We start from the raw sequence: 25522 nt of genomic DNA, 5'->3' as shown, positions 1-25522 counted from the left end.
GATGACGACCGAAGAGTGGCCCCTGTGGGAGGTCTTCGTGCGCTCGCGACGCGGACTCTCGCACACCCACGCGGGCAGTCTGCACGCCCCGGACGCGGAGCTGGCCCTGCGCAACGCGCGAGATCTGTACACCCGGCGCGGCGAGGGCGTCTCGATCTGGGTCGTGCCGTCCGCGGCGATCACCGCGTCCTCGCCGGACGAGAAGGACCCGTTCTTCGAGCCGGCCGCCGACAAGCCCTATCGGCACCCGACGTTCTACGAGATCCCGGAGGGGGTGAAGCACCTGTGACCGTCACGGTGCACACCGCGGCCGCCCTGGCCCTCGGCGACGACGCCCTGGTGCTCTCGCACCGCCTGGGGGAGTGGGCGGGCCACGCGCCGGTGCTCGAGGAGGACGTCGCCCTCGCCAACATCGCACTGGACCTGCTGGGCCAGGCCCGGGTGCTGCTGTCCATGGCGGGTGACGAGGACGAGCTGGCCTACCTGCGCGAGGAGCGCGCCTTCCGCAACCTGCAACTGGTGGAACAGCCGAACGGCGACTTCGCGCACACGATCGCCCGCCAGCTGTACTTCTCCACCTACCAGCGGCTGCTCTACAGCCAACTGGCCGCAGGGGAGGGCGAGTTCTCCGGCCTTGCGGCCAAGGCGGTCAAGGAAGTCACCTACCACCAGGACCACGCCGAGCAGTGGACGCTACGGCTCGGCGACGGCACGGACATGAGCCATGAGCGGATGCGGCGCGCGTGCGAGGCGCTGTGGCGGTTCACGGGGGAGATGTTCCAGCCGGTCGAGGGCGTGGACGTCGACTGGGCGGGGATGCAGGCCGCCTGGCGCGAGTCGGTGGGCGACGTGCTGCGCCGGGCCACCCTGGAGGTCCCCGAGGGACCACAGTCGGGGGCATGGACGGCGGGCGCCGGACGGCAGGGCCTGCACACCGAACCCTTCGGGCGGATGCTCGCAGAAATGCAGCATCTGCACCGCAGCCACCCGGGGGCGTCATGGTGACGACAACCACGGCCGTCGAAGAGGAACTGCGCCGGCTCGCCGGCTCCGTCCCCGACCCGGAGCTGCCCGTGCTGACCCTGGAAGAACTGGGCGTCCTGCGAGCGGTCCATGTGCACGGCGGGGGCAAGGTGGAGGTCGAGCTGACCCCGACCTACACGGGATGCCCCGCGCTCGAAACGATGTCCCTGGACATAGAGCGGGTGCTGCACGAACACGGCGTACGCGAGGTCGTCGTGCGCACGGTGCTCGCCCCCGCATGGTCGACGGACGACATCTCCGACGAAGGCCGTCGCAAACTACGGGAGTTCGGGATAGCCCCGCCACGCGCACGGCAGCGGGAGGCGTCCGGGCCAGTAGCGGTGGAGCTGGGGCCGACGCGTAAGGTCACCGGCTCCCCCGAGCCGGACGGCCCCGTACGCTGCCCCTACTGCGGGTCCGCCGAAACCGAGCTGCTGAGCCGTTTCTCCTCCACCGCGTGCAAAGCGCTGCGCCGCTGCCTGGACTGCCGCGAGCCGTTCGACCACTTCAAGGAGTTGTGATGGCCCGCTTCCACGCGCTCCCGGTGGCCGCGGTGGACCGGCTCACCGACGACTCGGTGGCCCTGACCTTCACCGTGCCGCCCGCACTGCGCGAGGAGTACCGTCACGCGCCCGGTCAGCACCTCGCCCTGCGCCGCACCGTCGACGGCACGGAGATACGGCGCACCTACTCGATCTGCTCCCCCGCCCCGGCGCCGGACGAGGAGGGGCCGCGCACGCTGCGCGTCGGGGTGCGGCTGGTCGAGGACGGAGCCTTCTCCACGTACGCCCTCAAGGAGATCGCCGTCGGCGACGAGCTGGAGGTGATGACGCCGGCCGGACGGTTCACTCTGGAGCCCTCGCCCGGGCTGTACGCGGCGGTGGTGGGCGGCAGCGGGATCACGCCGGTGCTGTCGATCGTGACGACGCTGCTCGCTCGGGACCCCCTGGCACGGTTCTGCCTCATACGCAGCGATCGGACGTCCGCCTCGACGATGTTCCTGGACGACGTCGCCGACCTCAAGGACCGCTTCCCCGAGCGGTTCCAGCTGGTCACAGTGCTCTCCCGGGAGGAGCAGCAGGCAGGACTGCCGTCCGGGCGGCTCGACCGGGAGCGGCTGTCCGGACTGCTGCCCACGCTGCTGCCGGTGGAGAAGGTCGCGGGCTGGTTCCTGTGCGGACCGTTCGGCCTGGTGCAGTCGGCGGAGCGGGCGCTGCGCGGCCTCGGGGTGCCGCGAACGCGTATCCACGAGGAGATCTTCCACGTGGACGACGGAGCCCCGGCCACATCGTCCGTACCGGCCCCCGCGCACAGCACGGTGACCGCGCGGCTCGACGGACGCGGCGGGACCTGGCCGGTCCAGGACGGCGAGTCGCTCCTGGAGACGGTGCTGCGCAACCGGCCCGACGCCCCCTATGCCTGCAAGGGCGGGGTGTGCGGGACCTGCAGAGCCTTCCTGGTCTCGGGCGAGGTCAGGATGGACCGCAACTTCGCGCTGGAACCGGAGGAGACGGATGCCGGGTACGTCCTGGCGTGCCAGTCGCATCCGGTCACGGAGCAGGTGGAGCTGGACTTCGACCGGTGAGCGGGCTTCGGCCGGTGAGTGGGAGCTTCGGCCGGCAGATGCCGGCCGACGGTTCCCTTGTCGGCGCATGTCGACGGGCCGTTCCCTTCTTCTAGAACCTGTTCTATCTTGACGCTCCGTCAGATCAGCGGATCCGCCAGGAGGACAGGCCGTGGACTTCACCTTCAGCGAGGAGCAGCAGGCGGCGGTCGAGGCGGCGAAGGCCGTGTTCGCCGGGGTCGCACCGGACGGGGTGCCCAGCCCCGCGCTGACAGCGGGGGCCGTCGCCGACGACTTCGACCGGACGCTGTGGACGCGGCTAGCGGAAGCCGACCTGCTGAGCCTGCTACTGGACGCCGAGTACGGCGGGGCGGGCCTCGACCCGATCGCCCTGTGCCTGGTGCTGCGCGAGTCGGCGAAAGTACTGGCACGCGTACCACTGCTGGAGAGCACGGCGGCCGCCGTGGCCATACAGGCCCACGGCACCCCCGAACTGAAGGAGGAACTGCTCGCACGGGCGGCCCGCGGAGAACGGGTACTCACGGTCGCCGCACACGGCCGAACCGGACACGACCCGGCCGAACTCGCCGTGGTCGCACGACGGGAGGGCGACGGCACCTGGGTACTGGACGGAATACAGACGGCGGTGCCATGGGCGTACAACGCCGACGCCGTCCTCGTACCGGCACACACCGACGACTCGGGCCGTGCCGTCCTCGTACTGGTGTCGCGCACACACGAGGGCGTCGTCCTGGCCGAGCAGATCTCCACCACAGGGGAGCGGCTCACGGAGCTGCGACTGGAGTCGGCGCGAATCGCGCAGCGGTACGTGCTCGACGCCGAGGGGGCGTGGGAGCGGCTCCGCCTGCTGCTCACCACCGGAATGTGCGCACTCGCGCTGGGCCTCGGCGAAGGCGTGCTGCGGATGACGAGCGAGTACACCAGCAAACGGGAGCAGTTCGGGCACCCGGTCGCCACGTTCCAGGCCGTCGCCGTACAAGCCGCCGACCGGTACATCGACCTGCGCGCCATGGAAGCCACGCTCTGGCAGGCCGCCTGGCGGATCAGCTCCGGCGCAGCGGGTGCGCTGCCGGCGGCCGGGGACGTGGCCGCGGCGAAGATCTGGGCGTCGGAAGGGGTACGGCGCGTGGTGCAGACGGCACAGCATCTGCACGGAGGCTTCGGCGCCGACACCGACTACTCGCTGCACCGGTACCACGCCTGGGCCAAACACCTGGAACTCTCGCTCGGCCCCGCGGCAGCGCACGAAGAAGCACTGGGAGACCTGCTCGCGGCGCATCCACTGGGATGAGCGCCGGGGTCAGCGGGACGGCTTGCCCGGGCCAGGCCCGGGCGCGCCCTACAGCACGAAGCCGGGTTCGCCCTTGTCGTCCACGACGGGGCGGCCCTCGGCGGCCCAGACCTGCATACCGCCGTCGACGTTCACCGCGTCAATGCCCTGCTGGACCAGATACATCGCGACCTGGGCCGAGCGGCCACCGGAGCGGCAGATCACATGGACCCTGCCGTCCTGCGGCGCCGCCTCCGTGAACTCGCCGTACCGCGCGACGAACTCACTGATGGGAATGTGCAGCGCCCCCGCAGCGTGACCGGCCTGCCACTCGTCGTCCTCGCGGACATCCAGCAGGAAGTCGTCGTCCTTGAGGTCCGCGACCTCGACCGTGGGCACACCAGCTCCGAAATGCATACCCCCGACGCTACCCGACGAGAGCGCGCACGCGCCTCGCCCGGATGGATCACGCCGTGCGCCGTGCCTCAGCCGCGCAGCGTCTGCAGCTCGGCTTCCTTCTCCGCCACCTGGGCCAGCAGCCGCTCCGCGATCTCCTCAAGGAGGCGGTCAGGATCGTCCTGGGCGAGCCGGAGCATCGAGCCGATCGCGCTCTCCTCCAGCTCACGGGCCACGAGCGTGAGCATGTCCTTGCGCTGGGCGAGCCATTCGAGGCGGGCGTAGAGCTCCTCGCTACGACTCGGCTTGCGCTCCTCCGGAACGGCGCCGGCGGCCCACTCCTCGGAGAGTTCACGCAGCAGGGCCTCGTCCCCGCGGGCGTACGCGGCGTTGACCCGGGCGATGAACTCGTCGCGCCGCATGCGCTCGTCCTCGTCCTGGGCGAGGTCGGGGTGGGCCTTGCGCGCGAGTTCGCGGTAGAGCTTGCGGGCCTCCTCGCTGGGGCGGACACGGGGCGGGGTCCGTACGGGCTGGTCCGTCAGCATGGCCTGGGCCTCCGGGAACAACCCGTCGGAGTCCATCCAGCCGTGGAACAGCTCCTCGACGCCCGGCATCGGCATGACCCGGGCGCGTGCCTCGTGGGCGCGCCGAATGTCCTCCGGGTCGCCGCTGCGGGCGGCCCGCTCCTCGGCGATCTCCGCCTCCAGTTCGTCGAGGCGCGTGTACATCGGCCCGAGCTTCTGGTGGTGCAGCCGCGAGAAGTTCTCGACCTCGATGCGGAAGGTCTCCACGGCTATCTCGTACTCGATCAACGCGTTCTCGGCGGCCCGTACGGCTCGCTCCAGCCGCTCCTCGGGCCGCGCCCTGGCGTCCTCGGCCATGGCTTCACCGGAGTCACCGCTCCGGGCGGCCTGCTCCTCGGCACCGGACACGGACTCGCTCTGCTCGGCTTCGGGCGTCGTCACCGGACCAGCGTAAGACACGGCGGAGGACCATCTGCCGGTTCCTCAAGGTCGGGGCGCTGTTGGCCGGGCGACGGACGACCTCGCCGAGGACCTCGGGACCAAGGTGAAGGGTGTTGGGGCCTCCCCCTCCCCCCTCCCACCCCGCCCCCCCTCAAACCCCCATCTCCCCCGCAATCCGCCCAGCCCGCACCGCCGCCACCAGCTCCGCATGGTCCGCCTCCGTGCGGTCCGCGTACGCCACGGCGAACGTCGCTATCGCCTCGTCCAGCTCCTCGCTCTTGCCGCAGTAGCCCGAGATCAGACGCGGGTCGGCGCTGTGGGCGTGGGCGCGGGCCAGGAGCGCCCCGGTCATACGGGCGTAGTCGTCGACCTGGTCGGCGGCCAGGGCCGCGGGGTCGACACTGCCCTTACGGTTACGGAACTGCCGTACCTGGTACGGGCGTCCGGCAACCGATGTCCAGCCCAGCAGGATGTCGCTGACGACCTGCATACGCTTCTGCCCGAGGACGACCCGGCGACCCTCGTGCTCCACCTCCGGCACCGGACGGCCGGCCGTGGCCAGATGGGGCAGCAGAGCCGACGGGCGGGCCTCCTTGACCTGGAGGATCAGCGGTTCACCGCGATGGTCGAGGAGCAGCACCACGTACGAGCGCGTGCCCACACTGCCCGTGCCGACCACACGGAACGCCACGTCCTGTACCGCGTACCGGGCCAGGAGCGGGAGGCGGTCCTCGGACAGCGTCGTCAGATACTCCTCCAGCGATGCCGCGACCGCCGCCGCCTCCGCGTCCGGTATGCGGCGCAGCACCGGCGGTGCGTCCACGAAGCGGCGGCCACCATCCTCGGCCGGTTCCGTCGACTTGGCCGCGAACCGTCCGCTCGTATTGGCCCGTGCCTTCTCCGAGACCCGCTCCAGTGTGCCCAGCAGATCGTGGGCGTCCGTGTGGGAGACCAGTTCCTCGTCGGCAATCGCGTTCCACGCGTCGAGGACCGGGAGCTTGGCCAGCAGGCGCATCGTGCGCCGGTACGCGCCGACCGCGTCGTGCGCCGCCTGCCGGCACGTGTCCTTGTCGGCTCCCGCCTCGCGGCCGGCGAGTACCAGTGAGGTGGCGAGGCGCTTGAGGTCCCACTCCCAGGGGCCGTACACCGTCTCGTCGAAGTCGTTCAGGTCGATGACCAGTCCGCCGCGCGCGTCCCCGTACAGGCCGAAGTTCGCCGCGTGGGCGTCGCCGCAGATCTGGGCGCCGATGCCGGTCATCGGGGTGCGCGCGAGGTCGTACGCCATGAGGCCCGCCGAGCCGCGCAGGAACGCGAAGGGCGTGGCGGCCATCCTGCCGACGCGTATCGGGGTGAGCTCGGGGATCCGGCCGCGGTTGGACTCCTCGACCGCGGTGACCGCGTCCGGGCGGTCGACGTCCGCTTCCGTCTCGGCGTGCGCCGAGCGGCGCACCCGCGTACGCAGCGCCTTGCCCTCGTCCTTGGGCGAGCCCTGCGCCGGCCACCGCGCGAAGCCCCGCACCGCGGAAATCCTGGATGCCTGCCGTGGCACCGCCGCCCCGGCCTCCGCACCGACCTCGGTCACACCGACCGCCTCCCCCGTTGTCCACGCAGCCGTACGAACATCAACTGCCGACGACCGTACAGCGGGGCGCCGAGGCGCGTCAGACCCTGTGGATAACCTCGGCGGCGCCGGTACGCCCACCCCGTGAAACGGACAGGCCAAGAGTTGAGAGCTTCCTCACACCTGGGCTTGCGGCAGGCCCGGTTTCCTCGTATGGAGACACGGCCGCCCGCATAGCGAAACGGCCGCCATCGGGAACCGATGACGACCGTTTCGTCGTGGTGCGCGAGGGGGGAGTTGAACCCCCACGCCCTTGCGGGCACTGGAACCTGAATCCAGCGCGTCTGCCTATTCCGCCACCCGCGCATTGGGTGTGTCTTCCGGCTCCCGCCCCTTTTCGGTGCTGGCGCCTTCCGACATCCAGAACATTAGCACGCTGGAGAGGGTGGGTTCACATCCCTTTCTTGCCGGGCAGCCCGGCCCGCCCCGGGAAACTCCCGGCCGACCAGCCACGACCCGGGTCGCCCCTCGACGACCGCGACCCGGCCCCGGCACCCGACGAGCGCGAACGCCCCCTGCATGCCCAGCACGCCCCCCACACCGCCCCCGAACCCGCGGTGCCTCGCGCCACCCCACGTCTCCACGCGGACCAGTCCCTGTCGTCACGTCCGCCTGCTCACATGGCCACGTCCGCCTGCTCGCATCGCCACGCCCCCGTCCGCGTCCGCGTCCCCACGCCCGTCGTGCCCGCGTCTCCACGCCCGTCGTGCCCGCGTCCCCACCCGCCCATCCGCCCCCGTTCCCCACACCCGTCCCGCCCGCCCCCACACCCGTCTGTTCACGTCTCAACGCGTACCTGTTCACGTATCAACCTCGTACCGGTCCCAGGCATCTCCCCAGGAGAAGGACCGGGTCCACAGTCAGGTGCGGGACACTGGTCTGCGGCCGCCTCTACGATCCATGTCAGGAGTACCTCCGCGGACAACGTCCGAGGAGTACGTCCGAAAGGAGTTCGAACAGGTCGTCCGGAGGGAACTTCGGAGGCGTCGACACCCGTCGACAGGGCCGACAGGGGGAACCAGCCGATTTTCCGGCGCGTGGATACGATCAGTAAGCAGTACCAGGTAAGCAGTACGCAGGACGGCAGCAACGGAGGAGGTGCCCCATGGGAGTCCTGAAGCGTTTCGAGCAGCGTCTCGAAGGTCTGGTCAACGGCACCTTCGCCAAGGTGTTCAAGTCCGAGGTCCAGCCAGTGGAGATCGCCGGTGCGCTCCAGCGCGAGTGCGACAACAACGCGACCATCTGGAACCGCGACCGGACCGTCGTCCCCAACGACTTCATCGTGGAGCTGAGCACGCCGGACTACGAGCGACTCAGCCCCTACTCCGGTCAGCTCGGCGACGAGCTGGCCGGCATGGTGCGCGACTACGCCAAGCAGCAGCGCTACACCTTCATGGGCCCCATCAAGGTCCATCTGGAGAAGGCGGACGACCTCGACACCGGTCTGTACCGGGTGCGCAGCCGTACGCTCGCCTCCTCCACCAACCAGCAGGCTCCCGCGTCCGCCCCGGCGGGGCGGCAGGGCCCCGGCGCTCCGGGTGGCTACGGCTATCCTCCGGCCGCCGCGCCCTCGGGCGCTCCTCCCATGCCGTCCGCGCCGCCGCCCGGCGGACGCCCCGGCGCCGCTCCTTACGGCCAGCGGCCCCCGGCCGCACCCATGGCGGGCGGGCGCACGCGCTACTGGATCGAGATCAACGGCACCCGCCATCAGATCTCCCGCGCCACGCTGGTGCTGGGCCGCAGCACCGACGCCGACGTGCGGATCGACGACCCCGGCGTGTCGCGCCGGCACTGCGAGATCCGGACCGGAACGCCCTCGACGATCCAGGATCTCGGGTCCACCAACGGCATCGTGGTGGACGGGCAGCACACCACCCGCGCTACGCTCCGCGACGGCTCGCGGATCGTCGTGGGCAGCACCACCATCATTTACCGGCAAGCCGAAGGGTGAAGCGGGGGCAATGTCAGAGCTGACCCTCACGGTCATGCGGCTGGGTTTCCTGGCCGTACTGTGGCTGTTCGTGATCGTGGCCGTGCAGGTCATCCGCAGCGACCTGTTCGGTACGCGCGTCACACAGCGCGGCTCGCGCAGGGACAGCGGGCGGCCCCAGCAGGCCCCACGCCAGGCGGCGCCCCCGCCGCAGCGTCAGCAGCCCAGCGGTGGCCGTCAGCGCCGCGGCGCCCCGACCAAGCTGGTCGTCTCGGAGGGCTCCCTGACGGGGACGACGGTCGCGCTGCAGGGCCAGACCATCACGCTGGGCCGTGCGCACGACAGCACCATCGTGCTGGACGACGACTACGCCTCCAGTCGGCACGCCCGGATCTACCCCGACCGGGACGGCCAGTGGATCGTCGAGGACCTCGGGTCCACCAACGGCACGTACCTCGACCGGAACCGGCTGACGACCCCCACACCGATTCCGCTGGGCGCGCCGATCCGCATCGGCAAGACCGTCATCGAGCTGCGGAAGTAGAACAACAATGAGCGAGCGGAGCGAGCACGCAGCGGCGGCCCACACCCAGGGTCCCGGCGCGCTCCCGACCGGAGGGTGGGCACCGTGCGGATGTACCCGGAGCCGACGGGCGAGGTGCACATGAGTCTGTCACTGCGCTTCGCCGCCGGATCGCACAAAGGCATGATCCGCGAGGGCAACGAGGACTCCGGTTACGCCGGTCCGCGCCTGCTCGCGATCGCCGACGGGATGGGCGGCCAGGCCGCCGGCGAGGTCGCCTCCTCCGAGGTGATCTCGACCATCGTCGCGCTCGACGACGACATCCCGGGCTCCGACATCCTCACCTCGCTCGGTACGGCGGTGCAGCGCGCCAATGACCAGCTGCGCGCGATGGTCGAGGAGGACCCCCAGCTCGAGGGCATGGGGACCACGCTCACCGCGCTGCTGTGGACCGGTCAGCGGCTCGGGCTCGTCCACGTCGGCGACTCCCGCGCCTATCTGCTGCGCGACGGCGTCCTCACCCAGATCACGCAGGACCACACCTGGGTGCAGCGGCTGGTCGACGAGGGCCGGATCACGGAGGAGGAGGCCACGACCCACCCGCAGCGGTCGCTCCTCATGCGGGCGCTCGGCAGCGGTGACCACGTCGAGCCCGACCTGTCCATCCGTGAGGTGCGCGCCGGTGACCGGTATCTGATCTGTTCCGACGGGTTGTCCGGGGTCGTCTCCCACCAGACGATGGAGGAGACCCTCGCCGGCTACCACGGCCCGCAGGAGACCGTGCAGGAGCTGATCCAGCTCGCGCTGCGTGGCGGCGGCCCGGACAACATCACGGTCATCGTGGCCGACGTCCTCGACCTGGACACCGGGGACACCCTCGCGCAACACCTGTCCGACACCCCGGTCGTGGTGGGCGCGGTCGCCGAGAACCAGCTCCACCTGCACGACAACGGCATCATGCAGACGCCCGCGGGCCGCGCCTCCGGTCTGGGCCGCCAGGGCCACGGGCACGGCGGCGGGGGCGAGTTCGGCCCGCCCGGCAGCGGCGACACCACCGGGTACATCCCGGCGGACGGCTTCGACGGCTACACCGACGAGGACTTCGTCAAGCCGAAGAAGGGCCGCAAGTGGCTGAAGAGGTCCTTCTACACGGTCCTCGCGCTCGCCGTCATCGGCGGCGGGTCCTACGGCGGCTACCGGTGGACGCAGACGCAGTTCTACGTCGGGACGAACGGCGAGCACGTCGCGCTGTACCGGGGCATCAGCCAGGACCTGGCCTGGGTGTCGCTGTCGAAGGTGGAGAAGGACCACCCCGAGATCGAACTCAAGTACCTGCCTCCGTACCAGCAGAAGCAGGTCAAGGCGACCATCGCCGAGGGCGATCTCAAGGCGGCCCAGTCGAAGATCTCCGAGCTGGCCGTGCAGGCGTCCGCGTGCAAGAAGGAGAACGCACGCACCCAGGCCGAGAGCGGGAACAACGCCAAGACCGGCGAAGGCCAGGCCGGCGGCACCACGGGAACCACGAAGACCTCCTTTACGTCCAAGGCCACATCGTCCCCGTCTCCGAACCCGTCGGCGTCGGGGAAGAAGACCCAGACCGCACCCACTCCCACTTCCACGCCCGGCGCCGGCCTCTCGGAGGAAGAGCAGAAGGTCGTCTCACTGTGCGGTAAGCAGTAAGCAAGCCGTGAGGGGCCCTGTCACACCATGAGCAGCAGTACGAACGCGACGACACATCACACGTCCACGATCGGCTCGATCGGCACACCGAGCCGCCGCAACACCGAACTGGCGTTGCTGGTGTTCGCCGTGGCCATCCCGGTGTTCGCCTACGCCAACGTGGGCCTCGCCATCGACAACAAGGTGCCGGCCGGCCTGCTGAGCTACGGCGTCGGCCTCGGCCTGCTGGCCGGCATCGGCCATCTCGTCGTACGGAAGTTCGCCCCGTACGCGGACCCGCTGCTGCTGCCGCTGGCCACGCTGCTGAACGGGCTCGGTCTGGTCGCGATCTGGCGGCTCGACCAGTCCAAGCTGCTGCAGTCCATCGACGTGGCCGGCGACAAGGCGAGCAAACAGCTGATCTACACGGCGATGGGCATCGCGCTCTTCGTCGCCGTGCTGGTCTTCCTCAAGGACCACCGAGTCCTGCAGCGTTACACCTACATCTCCATGGCCGGCGCGCTGGTCCTGCTGCTGCTTCCGCTGGTGCCGGGCCTCGGTGCCGACGTCTTCGGCGCCAAGATCTGGATCCAGATCGGCAGTTTCACCATCCAGCCCGGTGAGTTCGCCAAGATCGTGCTGGCGATCTTCTTCGCCGGCTATCTGATGGTGAAGCGGGACGCGCTGGCCCTGGCCAGCCGCCGCTTCATGGGCCTGTACCTGCCGCGTGGCCGCGACCTCGGCCCGATCCTGGTCGTCTGGGGAATCTCGATCCTCATCCTGGTCTTCGAGACCGACCTCGGTACGTCGCTGCTGTTCTTCGGAATGTTCGTCATCATGCTGTACGTCGCCACCGAGCGGACCAGCTGGATCGTCTTCGGTCTGCTGATGTCCGCGGTCGGCGCCGTCGGCGTGGCGAGCTTCGAACCGCACATCCAGACGCGTGTCCAGGCCTGGCTCAACCCGTTGGGCGAGTACAAGGCCAGCCAGGCCGGAGTCAAGGACGGCATCGTCCACTCCGAGCAGGCCATGCAGGCCCTGTGGGCGTTCGGCTCCGGCGGCACTCTCGGCACCGGATGGGGCCAGGGCCACTCCGAGCTCATCCGGTTCGCCGCCAACTCCGACTTCATCCTCGCCACGTTCGGCGAGGAACTGGGCCTGGCCGGCATCATGGCGATCCTGCTGATCTACGGGCTGATCGTGGAGCGCGGCGTGCGCACCGCCCTCGCCGCCCGCGACCCGTTCGGCAAGCTGCTCGCGATCGGCCTCTCGGGCGCCTTCGCGCTCCAGGTCTTCGTCGTCGCCGGTGGCGTCATGGGCCTGATCCCGCTGACCGGTATGACGATGCCGTTCCTCGCGTACGGCGGTTCCTCCGTCATCGCCAACTGGGCGCTGATCGGCATCCTGATCCGCATCAGCGACACCGCGCGCCGTCCCGCCCCGTCCCCCGCCCCCAACCCCGACGCCGAGATGACCCAGGTGGTCCGCCCGTGAACAAGCCCCTGCGCCGGATCGCGATCTTCTGCGGGCTCCTCATCCTCGCGCTGCTCATCCGCGACAACTGGCTCCAGTACGTCAAGGCCGACAGCCTGCGCACCGACACGAAGAACCGCCGGGTGCTGATCGCCCGGTACTCCACGCCGCGCGGCGACATCGTCGTCGACGGCGAGCCGATCACCGGGTCGAAGAAGACGCCCAGCAAGAGCCTCAACGACTTCGCGTACAAGCGGACGTACAAGGACGGCGCGATGTGGTCGCCGGTCACCGGCTACGCCTCGCAGGCGTTCGGGGCCACGCAACTGGAGTCCATCGAGGACGGCATCCTCACCGGCGACGACGACCGGCTCTTCTTCCGCAACACCCTGGACATGCTGACCGGCAAGGAGAAGCAGGGCGGCAACGTCGTCACCACGCTCAACGGGGCCGCGCAGAAGGCCGCGTACGACGGTCTGAAGAAGATCGGCGGCAAGGGCGCCGCGGTGGCGCTCGACCCGGAGACCGGCGCGATCCTGGCGCTGGCGTCGTACCCGTCGTACGACCCGTCGACGTTCGCGGGCAACTCCCTTTCGACGGACAGCAAGGCCTGGACGAAGCTCCTGAAGAAGAACAACCCGAGCGACCCGATGCTGAACCGGGCGCTGCGCGAGACCTACCCGCCGGGCTCCACCTTCAAGGTGGTCACCGCGGCGGCCGCGCTGGAGAACGGGCTGTACACCTCGGCCGACCAGGCGACCGACTCGCCGGTGCCGTACACCCTTCCGGACACCAGGCAACCGCTGAAGAACGAAGGCAGCATCGCCTGCAAGAACGTGAGCATGCGTGAGGCGCTGCGGGTGTCCTGCAACTCCGTCTTCGGCAAGATCGGCGCCGACCTCGGCAAGGACAAGATGCTCGAGGAGGCCAAGAAGTTCGGCTTCAACGCCCAGCAGTTCGTGCCGGTGCGTTCCAACGCCTCCAACTTCCCGGAGAAGATGGACAGGCCGCAGACCGCGCTCAGCTCGATCGGGCAGTTCGAGACCGCCGCGACCCCGCTTCAGATGGCCATGGTCGCCTCGGCGGTCGCGAACAACGGCACGCTGATGAAGCCGTACATGGTGGACAAGCTGCAGGCGCCCAGCCTGGACGTCATCTCGCAGACCAAGCCGGAGGAACTGAGCCGGCCGCTGTCCGAGAAGAACGCCCAGATCCTCCAGTCGATGATGGAGACCGTCGTCCAGAGCGGTACGGGCAAGAACGCGCAGATCTCCGGCGCCACCGTGGGCGGCAAGACCGGTACCGCGCAGCACGGTGTGAACAACAGCGAGAAGCCGTACGCCTGGTTCATCTCGTACGCCAAGCTCAGCGACGGCAGCTCGCCGGTCGCCGTGGCCGTGGTGGTCGAGGACGAACACGCCAACCGTGACGACATCTCCGGTGGCGGTCTCGCCGCCCCCATCGCGAAGAACGTCATGGAGGCGGTCATCAAGAACAAGAAGTGACCCCCGTCACGTCCCCTTCACATCGGTGCACGTTGCGATACCGGTCCTGTATCGGGTGGCGGATGTGGCCAGGTCACACAGAGCGATCCGGGTACCGTATGCCCGGACAGCACACCGCCGGACCACACGCGGGTGTGGTCGGGACCGACGGAGAGGGCTGGTAGGAAGCTATGGAAGAGCCGCGTCGCCTCGGCGGCCGGTACGAGCTGGGCCAGGTGCTCGGCCGTGGTGGCATGGCGGAGGTCTACCTCGCGCACGACACCCGGCTCGGCCGCACCGTGGCGGTGAAGACGCTGCGGGCGGACCTCGCACGCGATCCGTCGTTCCAGGCCCGGTTCCGCCGGGAGGCCCAGTCGGCCGCCTCGCTCAACCATCCCGCGATCGTCGCGGTGTACGACACTGGCGAGGACTACATCGACGGGGTCTCGATCCCGTACATCGTGATGGAGTACGTCGACGGCTCCACGCTCCGTGAGCTTCTGCACAGCGGCCGCAAGCTGCTGCCGGAACGGGCCATGGAGATGACCATCGGCATCCTCCAGGGCCTGGAGTACGCGCACCGCAGCGGCATCGTCCACCGCGACATCAAGCCCGCGAACGTCATGCTGACGCGCAACGGCCAGGTCAAGGTGATGGACTTCGGCATCGCCCGCGCCATGGGCGACTCCGGCATGACGATGACGCAGACGGCGGCGGTCATCGGCACGGCTCAGTACCTCTCGCCGGAGCAGGCGAAGGGCGAGCAGGTCGACGCCCGTTCGGACCTGTATTCGACGGGCTGCCTGCTCTACGAGCTGCTGACGGTCCGCCCGCCGTTCGTGGGCGACTCCCCGGTCGCGGTCGCCTACCAGCACGTCCGTGAGGAGCCCCAGCCGCCGAGCGTCTTCGACCCCGAGATCACGCCCGCGATGGACGCGATCGTGCTGAGGGCGCTGGTCAAGGACCCCGACTACCGCTACCAGAGCGCCGACGAGATGCGCCAGGACATCGAGGCGTGCCTCGACGGCCAGCCGGTCGCGGCGACGGCGGCGATGGGCTCGGTCGGCTACGGCGGCTACCCCGACGACCAGCCGACGACGGCCTTCCGTCCCGACGCCGGTGCCGGCGTCACTACGATGCTGCCGCCGATGAGCCCGGACGACGGCGGCTTCGGCTACGACGACCGTCCGGACCGCCGCCGCCAGAAGAAGAACAACACCTCGACGATCCTGCTCGTCGTCGCCGGTGTGCTGGTGCTGATCGGCGCGATCCTCATCGGCAAGTGGATCTTCGACGGCAGCGGCGGGGTGGGCAACGGCACCGTCGAAGTGCCGAACTTCGTCGGTCTGACCCTGGACGACGCGAAGCAGCAGGTGACCAATGCCGAGCTGAAGGTCGGCACGGTCGCCAACAAGCCTTGCGAAAACCAGAAGAAGGGCAACGTCTGCTCCCAGGACCCCGCCGGGAAGACCTCGGTCGACAAGGGGACCACGGTCAATCTGGTGGTCTCGACGGGCGCGCCCAAGGTGGCGGTGCCCAACGTGATCAACAAGGACAAAGACACGGCCACGCAGCAGCTCGAGGACAAGGGCTTCCAGGTCAAGATCAAGGAGACGGAGTCCACGCAGGCCGCGGATACGGTCCTCAACCAGAACCCCGACCCCGGTAAGGAACTGGAAAAGGGCTCGACCGTCACCCTCGAGGTCGCCAAGGCCGTCGAGACGGTGCCCGTGCCGGACGTGACGGGCCGGACCTGTGACGACGCCAAGCAGCAGATGCAGGCCAGCAACCTGACGGGCACCTGCACCCAGGTCGACACCACCGACCCGAACCTGGTGGACAAGGTCGTCCAGACCTCGCCGGCCAAGGGCGAGCAGGTGAAGAAGGGCACCACGGTCACGATCCAGATCGGCAAGGCGGTCAACCAGCAGAAGCAGGTCCCGGATGTCCGCAACCAGACCCTGAAGAACGCCAGGAAGATCCTGCAGCAGAACAGCTTCAACAACATCCAGCTCACCAACGGCAGCTCTCAGGACGACAACGCGTTCGTCACCAACCAGGACGTGCCGCCGGGCACCCAGGCCGACCCGAACACACCGATCACCCTGACCACGGTGTCGATCGGCGGCAACAACGGCGGAAACAACAACGGGGGAGACAACGGCGGCTTCCCCTTCGGCGGAGTGACCGGCACGAGGAACTGACCCGCCTGTACGACGAGTGAGCCCCGGCCCCTGAAGAGGGTGCCGGGGCTCAGTCGTACCGCCAGGAGTGCCGGAGCTCAGTCGTACGACCGGGAGGAACCGCCGCTCAGCGCAGTTCCTTGGGCGGGGTCCGCTCGCTGTCCACCTTCTCCGTCCGCACCAGTTCGCCCCACACGACGTAGCGGTACTCCGATGTGAAGACCGGGGTGCACGTCGTCAGCGTGATGTAGTGGCCCGGCTTCTTCACGCCCGCCTGCTTCGGGACCGCGGAGAGGACCTTCACGTTGTACTTCGACGTCTCCGGGAGGATCGAGAAGACCTTGTAGACGTACCAGTCGTCCTTCGTCTCGAAGACGATCGGGTCGCCCTTCTCCACCTTGTCGATGTTGTGGAACTTCGCCCCGTGCCCGTCGCGGTGCGCGGCCAGCGTGAAGTTGCCGGTCTTGTCGGTCATCGGCAGCGTCGCCTTGACGGGGTCCGTGTAGTAGCCGGCCACGCCGTCGTTGAGGACGTCCGTCGACGTGCCCTTCTCGACCAGCACCTCGCCGTTCTTCATCGAGGGCACGTGCAGGAAGCCGATGCCGTCCTTGGTGTCCAGCGCGCCCGGCCCGCTGTCCTTCTCCGCCGCCCAGTGGTCGCGGACCTTGTCGCCCCGCTGGTTCGCCTTGCGGTCCGCGACGACGTTCGTCCACCACAGCGAGTAGACGACGAACAGACCGAGCACCAGCCCCGTCGTGATGAGCAGTTCCCCGAAGACACTGACGGCCAGCGCGATACGGCCGCCGCGCCGCGGTGCGGGCGGGGAGTCGGAGCCCGGCGACGGCGCGTCGGTCTGCTCGTCCTGGTCGGTCGTCACTCCCACTGCATCTGCCCCGTCTGTTCCACGTGTCCGTGCGTCCACGTGCCCTACGAAATGAGTGCGTCCGGCTTGCCCTTGGTGCGTGGCCGTTCCTCGACCATCTTGCCCCAGACGATCAACCGGTACTTGCTCGTGAACTCCGGCGTGCAGGTGGTCAAGGTGATGTAGCGGCCCGGCCCCGTGAAAGTCGATCCCTTCGGAACGGGGTTGAGGACGGCCGTGTTCGCCGGCGACGTCACCGGCAGCATCGACGTCATCTTGTAGACGTAGTAGTCGTCCTGCGTCTCCACCACGATCGCGTCGCCCGGCTTGAGACGGTTGATGTACCGGAACGGCTCGCCGTGCGTGTTGCGGTGCGCCGCGAGCCCGAAGTTGCCCGTCTTGGCGTCGGGCATCGCCGTCTTCAGGCTGCCCTCTCCGTAGTGCCCGACCATGCCCTTGTCGAGCACCTTCGACTTGCTGGTGCCCTCCGCGATCGGCGCGACCACGTCCAGCGCCGGGATGTGCAGGATGGCGAAGCCCTGCCCGGGCGCGAACTCGCCCGGCTCCCGCTTGCCGCTCGCCCAGTCCTGCTGGAGGTGTTTGGCCGCGCTGCCCGCCTGCTGGTGTGCCCGAATGTTCGACCACCACAGCTGGTACGTCACGAACAGGAGCATGACCACACCGGTGGTGATGAACAGCTCGCCGACCAGACGGCTCACCAGGACCGCCCCACCGGGCTTCTGCGCCCGTGCGGCCTGCCGGGCGGCCACCCGGGACAGGGGCGCCTCCGCGGCCGTCTCAGCGGGCTTCTCGGCCGTCTGCGGGCCGTTTCCGTGCCGACCGTGCCTCCTGGCCGCCTTGCGCCGCTCGGCACGGCCGCCGGGCGCCGGTACGGACTCCCCGGCGCGGTCCGCGGTCCGCCGCGCCTCGTCGACGTCCGAGGCGCGCAGCGCGACGGTCTCACTGTCCACCGGAGCGTCCAGGAGGCCCACAGCGCCGTCCACCGGAAGCGGTTCGTCGTAGGGGGCGACGGTCACGGGTTCGTCGTACGAGTGGACCGGCGCGGGTTCGTCGTACGAGGTGACGGTCGCCGGTTCGTCGTACGAAGGCAGGAGCGCCGTCGCGTCGTACGCCTGCTGCGGCACCTGCTGGGGCACCTGCTGCCCGTACGGCTGCCCCCCGTACTGCTGCTCCCCGTACCCGGCGCCGCCGTCCACGGAGTACTGGCCGTAGCCGGCCCACTCCTGGGCCTGCCCCTGCTCCTGCCACGCGCCGGAGCCCTCGTAGGGCTGCTGCCCGTACGAGGTTCCGTGTTCCGCGGCGTCCCCGTAGGCGGCGCCACTCTCGCGCTCGGGGCGCAGCGCGGTCACGCCGTGGCCCTGCCCACCACCGGGGCGAGCCCCGCCGACCTCGCCACGGCCCCCTGGTCACCGCACTCCACCAGCCAGTTGGCCAGCATCCGGTGGCCGTGCTCGGTGAGCACCGACTCGGGGTGGAACTGCACGCCCTCGACGAGGAGTTCCCGGTGCCTCAGCCCCATGATGATCCCGTCGTGCGTGCGCGCCGTGACCTCCAGCTCGGCCGGCACCGTCTCGGGCTCGGCGGCCAGGGAGTGGTAGCGGGTCGCCGTGAAGGGCGACGGAAGCCCGGCGAAGACTCCCTTGCCCTCGTGCTCGACGAGCGAGGTCTTGCCGTGCAGCAGCTCCGGGGCGCGGTCGACGACACCGCCGTACGCCACCTGCATCGACTGCATGCCCAGGCAGACGCCGAAGACCGGGACCCCGGTCGAGGCGCAGTGCCGGACCATCTCGACGCAGACGCCGGCCTCCTCGGGGGTGCCGGGGCCCGGGGACAGCAGTACACCGTCGAAGCCGTCCTGGGCGTGCGCCGTGGACACCTCGTCGTTGCGCAGTACCTCGCACTCGGCACCCAGCTGGTACAGGTACTGCACCAGGTTGAAGACGAAGCTGTCGTAGTTGTCGACGACGAGAATGCGCGCACTCACTGGTTGTCCACCGTCACATCGTTGAAGGGCAGCAGCGGTTCGGCCCACGGGAAGACGTATTGGAAGAGGATGTAGACCACGGCCAGGATCAGCACGACGGAAATCAGCGCCCTGACCCATGCGTTCCCCGGCAGATGCCGCCAGATCCAGCCGTACATGCCGTCCCTTCCGTCTCACCACGGCACCAGACTCACGCCGTACGTCACCAGACTAACGGCGTAGAGCCGCCGGTTTCCCTGCCTCCACAGGCTGTGTGGAATCGAGATGCGCCCAGACGATCAGCCGGTGGCTGTGCCCCCATTCGGGATCGCACGTGGTCAGCGTCAGATAGCGGCCCGGACGTGTGTACCCGGACTTACGTGGCACAGGGTCGATCACTTCAACGTCCGTGGGAACGGTTTTGTAAGGGCCTTTGTCGATCCGATACGTGTACCAGGTGGACCCGTCCGTGAGGACGACCGCGTCGCCGGGGCGCAGCTGCGGGAAGTCCTTGAAGGGATCGCCGTACGTGCGCCGGTGACCGGCGACCGCGAAGTTGCCCTCCTGGCCGAGCCGGGCAGTACCCGCGTAGTGGCCGAGGCCCTTCTTGAGGGTGTTCACGGCGGTGTCCTCGAGCACGGGCTTGTTCCACGTGAAACCGAGCCGCGGGATGTACATGACGGCGAAGGGCTTGCCCGGGACGTACGCTGCCGGTTTCTTCGGGCTCGCGGAGCCGCGGGGCGCCGCCGTCGGCGCGACCGTGCCCTTCGACCACTGTTTCTCCAGCTGGTCGATCTGGTCGTTCATCGCGCTGTCGGCCTTCACGCCGGTCCAGAACAGGACGTAGACCACGAAGAGCACGATGAGGGTGCCGACGGTGATGCACAGCTCGCTGACGGTCCTGACGATCAAGCGCACCGGCACGGGTCCCCCAGCGGCAGCTGTTCCGGGCCTTCTACTCCACAGGCTTCGCGTAGTGCAGATCCACTGTGCCCGAGTAGCCGGGAAGAGTCACCGTCCCGTCCTCGGTGACTTTCCAGCCGAGGCCGTAGACGTTGACGTACACCATGTAGTTCTGGATCGCGGGTGAGTCGGCGAGCGCCTTCTGGAGCTTGTCCGGGTTCCCGATCGCGGTGATCTTGTACGGGGGCGAGTAGACGCGGCCCTGGAGGATCAGGGTGTTGCCGACGCAGCGCACGGCGCTGGTGGAGATCAGCCGCTGATCCATGACCTTGATGCCCTGGGCGCCGCCCTGCCACAGGGCGTTGACCACGGCCTGCAGGTCCTGCTGGTGGATGACCAGATAGTCGGGCTGCGGCTCGGGGTAGCCGGGGAGTTTGGCGGTGGCGCCCGGCGGTGCGTCGTTGAGGGTGACCGTGACGGCCTTGCCGGTGAGCTTCTGGGTGCCCGCGTTCTTCTCCAGCGCCGCGAGCCGGGCCTCCTCGGCCGCGCTGGTGCCTCCGCCGGTCCGCTCGGCCAGGCCATCGACGTCGTCGCGCAGCGCGGCGTTGGACTCGTCGAGCCGGGCGTTCTTGTAGCTGCGCTCGTGAATGAGGTCGGAGAGCTTCAGCAGCGAGGAGTCCGTGCGGATGTTGGTGCCCTTGGCCGTGTTGAAGCTCGTGATGAAAAGGAGACCCGCGAGCGCGAAGACGCCCAGGGTCAGGACGCGCACGGGCCTCAGCCGAGGTGTGCGGGGGGACGGGGAGCCTGTTTCCGGGGAACCGGAACCCGCCTGGGGGGAGTCGGCCGTATTGCTCAACGTACCCTTATCTCCTTCGGCGCCGCGGAAGCACTACGCTAACGGACGCCCGGGGGAGCACTCAGTGTCCCCTTGTACGCTGCCCCGGAGCCCGCCCCAGTTCCCTGCGCGGCCACGCAGCGCATCGACAGGAGAGACCCTCGTGCCGAAGTCACGTATCCGCAAGAAGGCCGACTACACGCCGCCGCCGTCGTCGTCAAAGCAGGCGACGGCCATCAAGCTGAACAGCCGCGGCTGGGTCGCACCCGTCATGCTCGCCATGTTCATCATCGGTCTCGCCTGGATCGTCGTGTTCTACGTGACCGACGGCTCGCTGCCGATCAACGCGCTGCACAACTGGAACATCGTGGTCGGCTTCGGCTTCATCGCGGCGGGGTTCGGCGTCTCCACCCAGTGGAAGTAACGGCTCCCACCCACCCGGGACCGGCTCTACCCACAGCCGCACAGCTAGTTATCCACAACCTTGTCCACAGAGTCAGCGACCGGTGGAAAAAGAACGACGATCTGTGGATAACCCGTCAAGCATTGACGCCGGTATGACGGAATCACCAGCCTCCGTAAACCTGTTCGCCCCCTGTCCCACCTGCGGAAACTCCGGTCGGTGACAGGGGGCACGCATGTTCCCCGCTGCATGCACAAGATCCGCGACAGACTGTGGACAACGCTGGGTACAACCTCGGGCTACGGCCTGTGCCTATCCGCCGCTCAGGTGAGCTGGGCGGTTCTCAGCATCGTCATGACGACCACGGCGGCCAGCACCAGCGCGCACACCCCGTACTGCACGAGGGCCCGCCGTTCGCGTGGGGCGTGGACCATGGCGTAGCCGACCACGACACCGCCGACGAGTCCGCCGATATGGGCCTGCCAGGCGATGTTGCTCCACCCGAAGGTGAAGATCAGGTTGATCACCAGCAGCGCGATGACGGGGCGCATGTCGTAGCGGAGCCGGCGCATCAGCACGGCGGTGGCGCCGAAGAGCCCGAAGATCGCGCCGGAGGCGCCGAGCGAGGCCTCGTCGGGTGCGGCGATCAGATAGGTGAGCGCGCTGCCGGCCAGCCCGGAGGTGAAGTAGAGCGCCAGATAGCGGGCGCGGCCGAGGGCCGCCTCCAGCGGGGCGCCGATCCACCACAGGCTGAGCATGTTGAACAGGATGTGGACATAGCTGCCGTGCAGGAACATCGCGGTCAGCAGCCGGTACCACTGGCCTTCCGCAACGCCCTCCGGCGGGCCGAACATCGAGAATCTCGCATGTCCGATGAGTTTGAAGCGGTTGCTGAAGTCGTCGCCCAGCCACTGCTGGAGCAGGAAGACGAGCAGGTTGATCCCGATGAGGATCTTGGTGAGCAGCCGGGGGTCGGTGGCGACGGTGCCGCCCGCGAGCGTGCGGGGCCGGGAGGCCGCCGGGGGGTGGCCCGTGCCGGAGCCGGTGCGGACGCACTCGGGGCACTGGAAGCCGACCGAGGCGTTGACCATGCACTCCGGGCAGATGGGGCGCTCGCAGCGGGCGCAGCGGATGCCCGTCTCACGGTCCGGGTGCCGGTAGCAGACCGGTAGCTGCTGGGCTCCGTGCGGTTCCTGGTTCTGCGGGCCGTGCGGGCTGCCTGGCACCTGGTCCATTGGTCCCCTCACTCTCCGTACGACGGGGTGCCCCGCCCTTCCTTGTACGGATGGGCGGGGCGCTTTTGTTCCCTCGTGCGGTGTGCCCCGTGGGCTCAGCCCTCGCGGGTCTCGACGACGACGGACTCGATCACGACGTCGTTGACCGGGCGGTCGGTGCGCGGGTTGGTCTGGGTGGCGGCGATGGAGTCCACGACCTTCTGGCTGGCCGCGTCGGTGACCTCGCCGAAGATGGTGTGCTTGCGGTTCAGCCAGGCGGTCGGCGCGACCGTGACGAAGAACTGCGAGCCGTTGGTGCCCGGGCCGGCGTTGGCCATGGCCAGCAGGTACGGCTTGTCGAAGCGCAGGTCCGGGTGGAACTCGTCCTCGAACTGGTAGCCGGGACCACCGGTGCCGTTGCCCAGCGGGTCACCGCCCTGGATCATGAAACCGCTGATCACCCGGTGGAAGACCGTGCCGTCGTAGAGCTTGGCCGTGGACTTCTCGCCCGTCTCGGGGTTGATCCACTCACGCTCGCCCTTGGCGAGCTCGACGAAGTTCTTGACCGTCTTGGGGGCGTGGTCCGGGAAGAGCCGGACATGGATGTCGCCGTGGTTGGTCTTCAGGGTGGCGTAAAGCTGCTCAGCCACGATCTGCCTTCCGTTGTCCTCTGTGACCCCCCGATCCTCGCACGCTACGCGGTGTGCGTCGTCCGACCGCCACTCCTGGGCGCACATCCAAGGGATGTCCCCGTGATGTACCAGGGGTGGGTGCGCCGATTCCGGTGCGTCGGCGCCTTGTCCCGGGCTCCGGGTGTATGGAAAACCGGTCGAGTCGCCCCGTCACGAGAGCGCGGCGCGATGATCCGTGGCATTGTCGGGGACAAGCTCCTGTTGCCCCGTATTCGTCCGCTATTGCACGTGATCAGCCGATGCCATGTGATCATCCCGATCGTCACCCGTCCGGGTACGAACCCCAGTCGCCCCTTGCGCCCCGCATGACCCGGATGCCCGTCCTCGCAGGCTCAGGAGCTCTCCGAGAGGCATGATCCGTAAAAGGCTGGAAAGTCGAAATACCGTACGCCACCGAGGAGGAGGAAGCCGTGACCCGCATCGACAGCGTGCGCGCCGCGACCGGCTCGGCGAAGGACAGCGTGCTGCACGCCGCGGAAGTGGTGGCGCCCTACGCCGACACGGCCAAGGACAAGGCGACGCACTATGCGCACGAGGCGCGCGTCCGTCTCGCGCCGAAGGTGTCGCAGGCCGCCGAACAGGCCCGCGTCCAGTACGACGCTCATCTCGCCCCACGCCTGGAGCAGGCCCGCGCCCATGTGCCGCCCAAGGTGGACCAGGCCGCCGCATACACCCGCAAGGCGGCCCGCCAGGCGGCTGACTACTCCCGTCCGAAGATCGAGCAGGCGGTCGCCGCGGCCGGTCCCGTGCGGGAGGAGGCGACGGCCCGTGGTGCCGCGGCGCTGGCCGCGCTGCGCGGTCAGGTCTCGCCGAAGCAGATCCAGAAGCTGGTACGCCGCCAGGAGCGGCGGGCCAGGGTCCGCCGCGTCACGAAGGGGCTGGCGCTGCTGGGCGTCTTGGCCGGCAGCGCCTTCGCCGCCTGGAAGTGGTGGGACAAGCAGGCGAACCCCGACTGGCTGGTCGAGCCGCCCGCCGCGACGGAGGTCCCGCAGAGCGACCGTCTGTCGTCGGTGGATGGCAGCGGGCAGAGCCTTCTGGACCCCGAGGTAGAGGCGAAGCAGGCCCAGGACGAGGCGTCGAGCGACGACGACCGCCCCTGAGCCCGCCCTGATACCCGAGCTTGGATCGAACACCGCCGTGGGGCAGGAGACTTGACGGTCTCCCGCCCCACGGCGGTGTTTCACGTGGAACGCCGGGGATCTCCCGGGAGGCACGATGCGAGGCATGCTGCGAAGACGTACTGCGGGGCCGTGCTGCGGGGGCGTGCTGCGGGGCCGTGCTGCGGGGCCGCGCTGCGGGGACGCGCTGTGGCAGGGAAGCGTTTACGCCTTCCCCTCTCGATGACGTTTGCAACGCGCCACATGTGCAAGTTCCGTGGAGACTTTACCTACGGAGCGCATCCTTCTGCTTACGCGGCTTTCGTCACACCGGCCCGCACAAGGCCCCTCGCATCACCGCATGCCCCTCCCCGGTCACGCCGGCCACCCGTGCGCGGGCACCGCGCGCAGGAACCTCCGCAGCCGTTTGCGCAAAGGAATGCAATGGCTGCAAAGCCTTTCATGTGACACAGGTCACCGCACACAAAAAACCGGTCAGCTGCCCTGAAGGGCACCTGACCGGTCCGAGGTGTGGAGCCTAGGGGAGTCGAACCCCTGACATCTGCCATGCAAAGACAGCGCTCTACCAACTGAGCTAAGGCCCCGAAAGAGGTGCGTCCGGCCGGTTGAACCACAGACCGGCTGGCGCTGCGGACCAGCGTACCGGGTCACCCCCCGTATCTCACAAAAAGTTGGGGGTCCCCGTGGACGACCACTCTCCGTAAGATGCTCGTCGTGGTTCGCTACAGCGAACCGCGGTACTTGGGGAAGCGATGGGGAGACGCAATGGACGCCGCACAGCAGGAAGCCACCGCAAGAGCGCGGGAGCTGCAGCGGAACTGGTACGGAGAGCCGTTGGGGGCGCTCTTCCGTAAGCTCATCGAGGATCTCGGTCTCAACCAGGCCCGTCTCGCCGGCGTACTGGGTCTGTCCGCTCCGATGCTGTCGCAGCTGATGAGCGGTCAGCGCGCCAAGATCGGCAATCCGGCGGTGGTCCAGCGGGTGCAGCTGCTGCAGGACCTGGCGGGGCAGGTCGTGGACGGCAGTGTGAGCGCCGCCGAGGCGACCGAGCGGATGGACGAGATCAGGAAGGCGCAGGGGGGCTCCGTGCTCAGCAACACCACGCAGACGACGAACAGTTCGGGGGCGCCCACGGTCAAGCGGGTGGTCCGCGAGATCCAGTCCCTGCTGCGCTCGGTGGCGGCGGCGGGGGACATCATCGAGGCGGCCGACACCCTCGCCCCGAGCCACCCCGAACTGGCAGAGTTTCTCCGGGTGTACGGCGCCGGCCGCACCTCCGACGCGGTCACCCACTACCAGTCCCACCAGAACTGAGCCGACGCCTCGGCCGCAGGGGACTCTCGCGCCCGGGGGGGGTGCGCGGGGGTCCTCACCGCCGTCCGGAAGGGGGAGCGACGTA

The 25522-nt window shown here is 69.0% G+C and carries 25 protein-coding genes and 2 tRNA genes; 14 read left to right on the top strand and 13 right to left on the bottom strand.

Annotated elements, in window-relative coordinates; translation table 11 throughout:
• Window position 1 precedes the first annotated feature (1 nt).
• From paaB to Q2K21_RS00180, 5 genes are all read left to right on the top strand, one after another.
• A complete protein-coding gene (paaB, locus tag Q2K21_RS00200) occupies window positions 2-289 on the top strand; it encodes a 1,2-phenylacetyl-CoA epoxidase subunit PaaB (protein ID WP_265561137.1) in 288 nt (95 codons plus the stop codon).
• The gene (paaC, locus tag Q2K21_RS00195) at window positions 286-1005 is read left to right on the top strand and encodes a 1,2-phenylacetyl-CoA epoxidase subunit PaaC (RefSeq protein ID WP_310762992.1); all 720 of its coding nucleotides are present in this window, start codon (window positions 286-288) and stop codon (window positions 1003-1005) included. The genes paaB and paaC overlap by 4 nt, the downstream gene beginning before the upstream one ends.
• Window positions 999-1544 (top strand): 1,2-phenylacetyl-CoA epoxidase subunit PaaD, encoded by a 546-nt coding sequence (paaD, locus tag Q2K21_RS00190; RefSeq protein ID WP_310762991.1) that lies wholly within the window; start codon window positions 999-1001, stop codon window positions 1542-1544. Before paaC ends, paaD begins: the two co-directional genes overlap by 7 nt.
• The gene (locus Q2K21_RS00185) at window positions 1544-2608 is read left to right on the top strand and encodes a 2Fe-2S iron-sulfur cluster-binding protein (protein ID WP_310762990.1); all 1065 of its coding nucleotides are present in this window, start codon (window positions 1544-1546) and stop codon (window positions 2606-2608) included. The genes paaD and Q2K21_RS00185 overlap by 1 nt, the downstream gene beginning before the upstream one ends.
• Window positions 2609-2759: 151 nt before the next feature.
• Window positions 2760-3899, top strand: a complete 1140-nt coding sequence (locus Q2K21_RS00180) for an acyl-CoA dehydrogenase family protein (protein ID WP_310762989.1) — start codon at window positions 2760-2762, stop codon at window positions 3897-3899.
• A 48-nt stretch (window positions 3900-3947) separates the two neighbouring features.
• Here the strand turns inward: Q2K21_RS00180 and Q2K21_RS00175 are convergent, their stop codons facing one another.
• The 4 genes from Q2K21_RS00175 to Q2K21_RS00160 all read right to left on the bottom strand — a co-directional run bounded on the left by Q2K21_RS00175 (window position 3948) and on the right by Q2K21_RS00160 (window position 7166).
• Window positions 3948-4277 carry a rhodanese-like domain-containing protein gene (locus tag Q2K21_RS00175; protein WP_310780501.1) on the bottom strand — a complete coding sequence of 110 codons (330 nt, stop codon included), beginning with the start codon at window positions 4275-4277 and terminating at the stop codon, window positions 3948-3950.
• Between the two features lie 86 nt (window positions 4278-4363).
• Complete coding sequence (locus Q2K21_RS00170) at window positions 4364-5239, bottom strand: J domain-containing protein (protein WP_386275928.1); 876 nt, start codon at window positions 5237-5239, stop codon at window positions 4364-4366.
• A 151-nt stretch (window positions 5240-5390) separates the two neighbouring features.
• A complete protein-coding gene (locus Q2K21_RS00165; protein ID WP_310762988.1) occupies window positions 5391-6821 on the bottom strand; it encodes a DUF2252 domain-containing protein in 1431 nt (476 codons plus the stop codon).
• A 258-nt stretch (window positions 6822-7079) separates the two neighbouring features.
• Window positions 7080-7166, bottom strand: a tRNA-Leu gene (locus Q2K21_RS00160).
• Between the two features lie 799 nt (window positions 7167-7965).
• Here Q2K21_RS00160 and Q2K21_RS00155 point away from each other — a divergent pair.
• The 6 genes from Q2K21_RS00155 to pknB all read left to right on the top strand — a co-directional run bounded on the left by Q2K21_RS00155 (window position 7966) and on the right by pknB (window position 16133).
• Window positions 7966-8811 carry a DUF3662 and FHA domain-containing protein gene (locus Q2K21_RS00155; RefSeq protein WP_310762987.1) on the top strand — a complete coding sequence of 282 codons (846 nt, stop codon included), beginning with the start codon at window positions 7966-7968 and terminating at the stop codon, window positions 8809-8811.
• Window positions 8812-8821: 10 nt separating this feature from the next.
• On the top strand, window positions 8822-9334 hold the full coding sequence (locus Q2K21_RS00150) for an FHA domain-containing protein FhaB/FipA (protein ID WP_310762986.1): 513 nt from the start codon (window positions 8822-8824) through the stop codon (window positions 9332-9334).
• A 90-nt stretch (window positions 9335-9424) separates the two neighbouring features.
• Window positions 9425-10993, top strand: coding sequence for a Stp1/IreP family PP2C-type Ser/Thr phosphatase (locus tag Q2K21_RS00145; RefSeq protein ID WP_310780498.1), 1569 nt, complete (start codon window positions 9425-9427; stop codon window positions 10991-10993).
• Window positions 10994-11020: 27 nt separating this feature from the next.
• A complete protein-coding gene (locus Q2K21_RS00140; protein WP_310762985.1) occupies window positions 11021-12466 on the top strand; it encodes an FtsW/RodA/SpoVE family cell cycle protein in 1446 nt (481 codons plus the stop codon).
• Entirely contained in the window at window positions 12463-13950 is a 1488-nt protein-coding gene (locus Q2K21_RS00135) for a peptidoglycan D,D-transpeptidase FtsI family protein (protein ID WP_310762984.1), read from the top strand. Before Q2K21_RS00140 ends, Q2K21_RS00135 begins: the two co-directional genes overlap by 4 nt.
• A gap of 170 nt (window positions 13951-14120) precedes the next feature.
• Window positions 14121-16133, top strand: a complete 2013-nt coding sequence (pknB, locus tag Q2K21_RS00130; RefSeq protein WP_310762983.1) for a Stk1 family PASTA domain-containing Ser/Thr kinase — start codon at window positions 14121-14123, stop codon at window positions 16131-16133.
• Between the two features lie 106 nt (window positions 16134-16239).
• On the opposite strand, the gene Q2K21_RS00125 is transcribed toward pknB, so the two are convergent.
• From Q2K21_RS00125 to Q2K21_RS00100, 6 genes are read right to left on the bottom strand one after another with little or no spacing between them, the layout of a single operon-like run.
• Window positions 16240-16995 (bottom strand): class E sortase, encoded by a 756-nt coding sequence (locus Q2K21_RS00125; protein WP_310762982.1) that lies wholly within the window; start codon window positions 16993-16995, stop codon window positions 16240-16242.
• Between the two features lie 44 nt (window positions 16996-17039).
• The gene (locus Q2K21_RS00120; protein WP_310762981.1) at window positions 17040-18344 is read right to left on the bottom strand and encodes a class E sortase; all 1305 of its coding nucleotides are present in this window, start codon (window positions 18342-18344) and stop codon (window positions 17040-17042) included.
• Window positions 18341-18979: an aminodeoxychorismate/anthranilate synthase component II gene (locus Q2K21_RS00115; protein WP_310762980.1), complete on the bottom strand. Its 639-nt coding sequence runs from the start codon at window positions 18977-18979 to the stop codon at window positions 18341-18343. Before Q2K21_RS00115 ends, Q2K21_RS00120 begins: the two co-directional genes overlap by 4 nt.
• Window positions 18976-19137, bottom strand: a complete 162-nt coding sequence (locus Q2K21_RS00110) for a hypothetical protein (protein ID WP_310762979.1) — start codon at window positions 19135-19137, stop codon at window positions 18976-18978. The genes Q2K21_RS00115 and Q2K21_RS00110 overlap by 4 nt, the downstream gene beginning before the upstream one ends.
• Before the next feature lie 52 nt (window positions 19138-19189).
• Complete coding sequence (locus Q2K21_RS00105) at window positions 19190-19876, bottom strand: class E sortase (RefSeq protein ID WP_310762978.1); 687 nt, start codon at window positions 19874-19876, stop codon at window positions 19190-19192.
• 37 nt (window positions 19877-19913) lie between these two features.
• Entirely contained in the window at window positions 19914-20717 is an 804-nt protein-coding gene (locus Q2K21_RS00100; protein ID WP_310762977.1) for a DUF881 domain-containing protein, read from the bottom strand.
• 142 nt (window positions 20718-20859) lie between these two features.
• On the opposite strand from Q2K21_RS00100, the gene crgA reads away from it, so the two are divergent.
• Complete coding sequence (crgA, locus tag Q2K21_RS00095) at window positions 20860-21120, top strand: cell division protein CrgA (RefSeq protein ID WP_310762976.1); 261 nt, start codon at window positions 20860-20862, stop codon at window positions 21118-21120.
• A gap of 302 nt (window positions 21121-21422) precedes the next feature.
• On the opposite strand, the gene Q2K21_RS00090 is transcribed toward crgA, so the two are convergent.
• Both Q2K21_RS00090 and Q2K21_RS00085 read right to left on the bottom strand, forming a co-directional pair.
• Window positions 21423-22334 carry a rhomboid family intramembrane serine protease gene (locus tag Q2K21_RS00090; RefSeq protein WP_310762975.1) on the bottom strand — a complete coding sequence of 304 codons (912 nt, stop codon included), beginning with the start codon at window positions 22332-22334 and terminating at the stop codon, window positions 21423-21425.
• A 95-nt stretch (window positions 22335-22429) separates the two neighbouring features.
• Window positions 22430-22963, bottom strand: a complete 534-nt coding sequence (locus tag Q2K21_RS00085; protein ID WP_310762974.1) for a peptidylprolyl isomerase — start codon at window positions 22961-22963, stop codon at window positions 22430-22432.
• Between the two features lie 452 nt (window positions 22964-23415).
• Here Q2K21_RS00085 and Q2K21_RS00080 point away from each other — a divergent pair, with 452 nt between their 5' ends.
• Window positions 23416-24105, top strand: coding sequence for a DUF5324 family protein (locus Q2K21_RS00080; protein ID WP_310762973.1), 690 nt, complete (start codon window positions 23416-23418; stop codon window positions 24103-24105).
• A gap of 529 nt (window positions 24106-24634) precedes the next feature.
• Here Q2K21_RS00080 and Q2K21_RS00075 read toward each other — a convergent pair.
• Window positions 24635-24707 (bottom strand) — tRNA-Ala (locus tag Q2K21_RS00075).
• A 181-nt stretch (window positions 24708-24888) separates the two neighbouring features.
• Between Q2K21_RS00075 and Q2K21_RS00070 the strand changes: the two genes are divergently transcribed.
• The gene (locus Q2K21_RS00070) at window positions 24889-25437 is read left to right on the top strand and encodes a helix-turn-helix domain-containing protein (RefSeq protein WP_310762972.1); all 549 of its coding nucleotides are present in this window, start codon (window positions 24889-24891) and stop codon (window positions 25435-25437) included.
• Window positions 25438-25522: the final 85 nt, after the last annotated feature.

This window comes from Streptomyces sp. CGMCC 4.7035 (genome assembly GCF_031583065.1).
Taxonomy (GTDB): domain Bacteria; phylum Actinomycetota; class Actinomycetes; order Streptomycetales; family Streptomycetaceae; genus Streptomyces; species Streptomyces yaanensis.
The sequence above is the reverse complement of the archived record's forward strand: the minus strand, read 5'-3'. Positions and strand labels throughout refer to the sequence as shown.